The organism is Dietzia sp. DQ11-44 (assembly GCF_014145205.1).
Lineage (GTDB): Bacteria > Actinomycetota > Actinomycetes > Mycobacteriales > Mycobacteriaceae > Dietzia > Dietzia natronolimnaea.
On record NZ_JAALEC010000158.1, the window covers coordinates 1 to 6,182 of the forward strand.

A 6,182-nucleotide genomic window follows, 5' to 3' on the forward strand; every position below is an offset into this window, starting at 1 on the left:
CGGCGCGGAGACTGGTGGCCAGCGGCACCACGGCGGTGCGCACCCATGTGGATCTGCACAGCGAGGGTGACCCGCTCCGCGGAGTCCGGGCCATGGTCCGGGTGCGCGACGAGCTCGCGGACGTGCTGGACCTGCAGATCGCGGTGATGGTCCGCGATGAGGACCCCGCCGAGCGGGCCCGCGACGCGATCGCGGCCGGGGCCGACCTCATCGGTGGCGCCCCGCACATCGCCCCCGACACCGCCGCGGAGACACACAGGTTGATCGACCTGGCCGAAGAGCTCGGGGTGGGCGTGGACCTGCACGTCGACGAGTTCCTCGACGGCGACCACGGCATGCTCACGGCCTTCACCGACCGGGTGGCCTCGTGGGAACCGGGCCGAATCCGGACGGCCGGTCACTGCTGCCGGATCGGCACGATGGACGCGTCCGGTCAGTCGGCCGCTGCCACCGCGCTGAGCGGCGCGGGTGTGGGAGTGGTGACACTGCCCGTCACCAACCTCTACCTCCAGGGGCGGGCGGAATGCACGTCCACGCCGCGCGGGCTGCCCCCCGTGCGGGCACTGCTGGACGGCGGCGTCACCGTGGGCGCGGGTGCGGACAACGTGCGCGACCCGTTCAACCCGGTCGGCCGCTCCGACGCGATCGAGACGGCGATGCTGCTGGTCATCGCTGCCCACCTCGACATGGACACCGCATGGCACCTGGTCACCGACGGCGCCCGCGACGTCATGGGATTGCCGCCCGCCGGTCCCGCTCCCGGCCGCCGCGCAGATCTGCTGCTCGTGCGCGCGAGCGGGCTCGACGACGTGATCGCCGACGCGCCCGTGGACCGGATCGTGCTTCGCGCGGGCCGCATGGTGTCCGCGAGGGCGTCCGTCCTCGTCGACCCCTTCCTCACACAGACCTCGACCCTCACACAGGCCTCGACCCACCCGCCCGATCTCCAGGAGGCACCATGACGACCCCAGCCCGCCCCGTCCTCCGGCCGGGTACCGAGATACTCGGTTTCTCCGACGTCGGGGTCACCTACCCCAACGGCACCCGCGCGCTCGAGGGCGTGGATCTCCGCGTGGGGGCCGGAGAGTTCGTCAGCGTGGTGGGACCCTCCGGGTGCGGCAAGTCCACACTGCTCGGGCTGGCCTCCGGCCTGGCGACCCATACCGACGGCTACATGCAGACCGGCACCGACCGGGTGGGGTACGTCTTCCAGGACGCCACGCTGCTGCCGTGGCGCACCGTCGCCCAGAACGTCGAGATGCTCGCCGAGCTCGACGGGATCGGCAAGGCCGAGCGGCGGCAGCGGGCGCAGGAGGCGATCGACCTCGTGGGGCTGACCGGCTTCGAGCACTCCCTGCCGCGAGAACTGTCCGGCGGGATGAAGATGCGGGTGTCGCTGGCCCGGTCGCTGACGCTGGAGCCCGAGCTGTTCCTGTTCGACGAGCCGTTCGGGGCCCTCGACGAGATCACGCGGCAGCGACTCGGTGACGAGCTCCTGGAGCTGTTCGCGGCCAAACGGTTCGCCGGACTGTTCATCACCCACTCGGTCGCCGAGGCCGTGTACCTGTCCACCCGGGTCGTCGTCATGTCCGGGCGTCCCGGCCGCATCGTCCACACCATCGACGTCCCCTTCGACGTCCCCCGCGACCCCGAGGTCCGGTACTCGGCCGACTACATCAACCTCGTCGGCGAGGTTTCCCGGGCTCTGGAGGAGGCACACTGATGAACACCACCACCACCACCACCACCGCTGCCGGCAGCACCTCGGCCGGCAGCACCTCGGCCGAGCCCGACGCGGACCCCGGGTCCGACACCCCGGCCCCGGGCGGGGCGACCACGGTAACCGCGCCCACCTCGGCGGAGACCGGGCGGCGGCGCCGGATCTCCGCGGACGGGGCGCTCGTGCGGATCGGCGGCCCGCTGGTCGTCCTGGCCGCCTGCCTGGCCCTCTGGTACTTCGTCAGCTACGTCGTGCTCGAACCCGCCCGCCGTTTCCTGCTGCCCCCGCCGCACGTCGTGATCACCGACGGGTTCCTCGGGCCCAATTTTCCGGCCATGCTCGAGGCGTTGGGTCGCACGACGGTCGTCGCCCTGACCGGCCTGGCGATCGCGTTCGTGATCGGGGTGGTGTGGGCGATCCTGATGAGTCAGGAGACGTGGGCGGAGCGCTCGCTGTTCCCGTACGCCGTGGTGCTGCAGTGCATCCCGATCCTCGCGCTGGTGCCGCTGATCGGCTTCTGGTTCGGTTTCGGGTTCACCGCGCGGGTGTTCGTCTGCGTGCTGATCGCATTGTTCCCGATCGTGTCGAACACCCTGTTCGGCCTCAAGTCCGTGGACCCGGGTCTGCGGAGGCTCTTCCGGCTTCACCACGCCGGCCGACTGACCGTGCTTCGCAAACTCGAGGCACCGGCGGCGCTGCCCGCGCTGTTCGAGGGCCTGCGGGTGGCCGCAGGGCTCTCCGTGGTCGGGGCGATCGTCGGCGACTTCTTCTTCAAGCAGGGGGACCCGGGGATCGGCATCCTCATCGACACCTATCGGGCGCGGCTGCAGTCGCCGGAACTGTTCGCCTCCATCCTGCTCGCCTCGCTGCTCGGTGTGGCCGTGTTCCTGGCCTTCGGGTTACTCTCCCGCAAGGTGGTGGGGCGGTGGTACAACGCCGACGACCAGCGGTGATGGCGAGAGTCTCGCCCCGGCCGTAACCCACATCTGCCCGACCGGCAACACAACCGAAACGTAGCACCGCTTCACTATAGATATTGATCACGTCAATACGGGAGGCCTGATCCGGCCCCCGGGAGGAGACCCAGATGCGCCGCACCCACACCACCAGGACCGTGCTCTCCGTGGCCGCCCTGTGCACCCTCGGAGCCGCCACACTGACCGCCTGTGGTGGTTCCGATTCCGAGTCCGCCGAGGCGGCGTCCGGATACAGCGGTGAGATCGGGGCCGTCGACCTCAGCGAGAGCTGCCCCGCCACCGTGGTCGTCCAGACCGACTGGAACCCGGAGGCCGAGCACGGACACCTCTACGAGCTGCTGGGCCCGGAACCCACTATCGACGCGGGCGCCAAGGCCGTCTCGGGCCCGCTGTTCGCCTCGGGGGAGTACACCGGGGTGGACGTGGAGATCCGCACCGGTGGCCCGGCAATCGGTTTCCAGCAGGTCACCGCGCAGATGTACCAGGACACCGACATCATGCTCGGCTACGTGGACTCCGACCAGGCCGTGCAGAACTCGCTCAACAATCCGACGATCGGGGTGTTCGCGCCGCTGGACATCAACCCGCAGATGATCATGTGGGACCCGGAGACCTACCCCGACGTGGCGCGGATCGCCGACCTCAAGGACGAGGGGACCCGAGTCCTGTACTTCGAGGGCAACGCGTACATGGACTACCTCACCGGTGAGGGCATCCTGGACCCCGAGCAGGTCGACGGCAGCTACGACGGGTCGCCGTCCAACTTCGTGGCGGCCGGCGGGTCGGTCGCGCAACAGGGTTACGCCAGCGCCGAGCCGTTCATCTACGAGAACGAGGTCGCCGAGTGGGGTAAGCCCGTGGCCTACGAGCTGCTCCACGACACCGGGTACCCGATCTACAAGTCCATGATGGCGGTGCGCTCGGCCGAGCTCGAGGACAACTCCGCGTGCCTGGAGATGCTCGTTCCGGTCCTGCAGCAGGCCGAGGTCGAGTACTTCGCGGACCCGGATCGCACCAACGCGGTGATCGTCGACGCCGTCGAGCAGTTCAACACCGGCTGGGTCTACAGCTCCGAGCTGGCCGACTTCGCCGTCGAGGCCATGCTCGACCGGGAGATCGTCGGCAACGGTCCCGACTCGACGGTCGGCAACTTCGACGAGGAACGACTGGCCGACATCGTCGGGATGGTCACGGGCATCTACGAGGCCGCCGACGTCGCGATCGCCGAGGACGTTGCACCGGAGACCATCGCGACCAACCGGTTCATCGACCCGGCCATCGGGATGAACTGATCCCCCCAGTGACCACCCGATTCAGGAAGGCACCCCAGTGAGCGAGACCCAGACGGCGTCGCCGACGGCTCCCACGGCCCCGGACGTGGCCGGACTCGTCGAGGATCTGAGTGACCTGCTCGGCCCGGAGCTCGTCCTCACCGACGACCGCAGCCTCGACAAGGCCTCACAGGACGGCTCGTATCTCAGCCCGATCCTGCGTGCGCAGTGGCCGATCGGCCGCCCCGAGGTGGTGGTTCGGCCCACGAGTGTCGAGCAGGTCCCGCCGATCGTCCGCGCGGCGGTCCGCCGCGGGGTCCCCATCACCTCACGGGGAAAGGGCACCGGCAACTACGGGCAGGTGGTGCCGCTGCACGGTGGTCTCGTGCTGGACCTGACCGCCCTGAGGGGCATCGACGACGTGGACCCGGAGGCCGGGACGGTCACCGCCGAGGCAGGCGTCCGCATGATGAGCCTGGAGAAGCGGCTCGCACGCGACGACTCCCAGCTGTGGATGTATCCCTCGACCGTGCAGTCCACGCTGGGGGGCTTCCTGGCCGGGGGGTCCGCAGGGACCGGAACGATCGTGCACGGCCGCAACCACGAGGGGTTCGTCGAGGCGCTCGACGTGGTCTACGCCCACCCCGACGCCGAGATCGTGCACCTGACCGGGGAGGACGCCCAGCCGTTCGTGCACACCTACGGGGTCGCGGGGATCATCGTCCGCGCCACCGTGAGGATCGAACCCCTGCAGGACTGGCGCTGCCTCTACGCCAGCTTCGACGATCACCACGACGCCTTCTCCGTGGTCCCGCGCATCCACCGTCTCGACCCTGCGCCGCGGCTCTGCTCGGCCGATGGCGCCCACGTGGCCGGGTGCCTACCGCCCGACGAGGCCATCCCGCCCGGCCGCGCGAGTCTGCGCGCGATCGTCGAGGCCTCCGTCGTGGACGAGGTGAGCGCCCTGGTCACCGGTGCCGGGGGAGTGGTGGAAGCGGTGCGCAAGGGGGTCAACGAGTCCATCAAGGTCTCGACCCTGTCCTACAATCACCCCACCCACTGGTTGCAGAAAGCGGAGCCGGACACGTGGTTCCACATGGAATGCCAGGGTGACGCGCTGGTGGAGCGGTTGGACGAGGTCGAGGCCGTCTATCCGGGCGGAACCCTGCACCTCGAGGCCGGCCACGGCCGAATGTTCGGCATGCTCAACGGTCACTACACCGACCCGGAGGCCGCCTACGCGGGAGTGCCCGTCCTGGAGGAGCTGGGCGTGAGGGTGCACTCCCCGCACCAGTACCGGGTGGACCACGGAACCGAGGAGGTGCGGGCGTTGGCGGCCCGGACCGACCCCCACGGCCTGCTCAATCCCGGGCGGTGGGAGGAATGATCGGGCCCGCCCGGCGCTATGCGGACCTGAGCACCGTCGAGGCCGCGCGGGTGGGCCGGGGCGATCCCGTCGCCGTCATCCCCGCCGGTGCGATCGAACCCCACGGCCCCCACCTTCCCCTGGCCACCGACCTGATCGTGGCCGAGGAGGTGGCCGCCCGCGCGGTGGCGGGCGTCGAAGCAGGGGTCGACGCCTGGCTCATGCCCGCCCTCGGGTACACCAAGAGCGACGAGCACTCCTCGTTCCCCGGGGCGATGTGGATCACCGCGGACACCCTGCTGTCCCAGGTCCGTGAGCTCGGATCCGCACTGAGCGCCAGCGGGTTCGGCCGCGTGCTCTTTGTCAACTGCCACGGCGGCAACTCCGCCCTGCTGGAGGTGGCGCTGCGGGAACTGCGCCGGCGCAGCGGCCTGCGGACCTTCCTGTACGCCGGTCGGGCCAACCCCGGCCCCACCGAACTCGGCATGGGGATCCACGCCGGGTGGGCCGAGACGTCGATGATGCTCCACCTGCGCACGGACCTCGTCGACATGTCCGTGGCCGAGGCCAGGATCCCCACCGGAGTGGCCGGGTGTCAGCACATCGGGTTCACCGGCCCCGTGAAGTTCGGCTGGCTGGCCGATGACCTGTCCGACACCGGGGTGATCGGCGACCCCACCGGCGCCGACCCCGACACCGGTGCACGACTGGTGGCCGATCACGTGGCCACCGTCGTCGGCGCGCTCGCGGAGATCGCGGTCTTCGACCCGGCGCGCGGAGTCCGGGGCGCCGACCTCTCCGCCGTCGCCGCAGGGGGAGGTGCGCGATGACGGCCGCCGAACTGCCCG

At 70.3% G+C, this 6,182-nt stretch carries 6 protein-coding genes; all 6 read left to right on the forward strand.

Translation table 11 applies throughout. The features are described from left to right. The coding region (locus G6018_RS04920) for an amidohydrolase family protein (protein ID WP_206685254.1) at nt 1–962 on the forward strand (962 nt) is incomplete at its 5' end. Then, complete coding sequence (locus tag G6018_RS04925) at nt 959–1,723, forward strand: ABC transporter ATP-binding protein (protein WP_182615979.1); 765 nt, start codon at nt 959–961, stop codon at nt 1,721–1,723. The genes G6018_RS04920 and G6018_RS04925, both read left to right, overlap by 4 nt. Then, complete coding sequence (locus G6018_RS04930; protein WP_241731206.1) at nt 1,723–2,673, forward strand: ABC transporter permease; 951 nt, start codon at nt 1,723–1,725, stop codon at nt 2,671–2,673. The genes G6018_RS04925 and G6018_RS04930 overlap by 1 nt, the downstream gene beginning before the upstream one ends. Before the next feature lie 134 nt (nt 2,674–2,807). After that, nucleotides 2,808–3,989 carry an ABC transporter substrate-binding protein gene (locus tag G6018_RS04935; RefSeq protein WP_182610657.1) on the forward strand — a complete coding sequence of 394 codons (1,182 nt, stop codon included), beginning with the start codon at nt 2,808–2,810 and terminating at the stop codon, nt 3,987–3,989. A gap of 37 nt (nt 3,990–4,026) precedes the next feature. Continuing rightward, nucleotides 4,027–5,355, forward strand: coding sequence for an FAD-binding oxidoreductase (locus tag G6018_RS04940; RefSeq protein WP_182610658.1), 1,329 nt, complete (start codon nt 4,027–4,029; stop codon nt 5,353–5,355). After that, the gene (locus tag G6018_RS04945; protein WP_182638950.1) at nt 5,352–6,164 is read left to right on the forward strand and encodes a creatininase family protein; all 813 of its coding nucleotides are present in this window, start codon (nt 5,352–5,354) and stop codon (nt 6,162–6,164) included. The genes G6018_RS04940 and G6018_RS04945 overlap by 4 nt, the downstream gene beginning before the upstream one ends. Nucleotides 6,165–6,182: the final 18 nt, after the last annotated feature.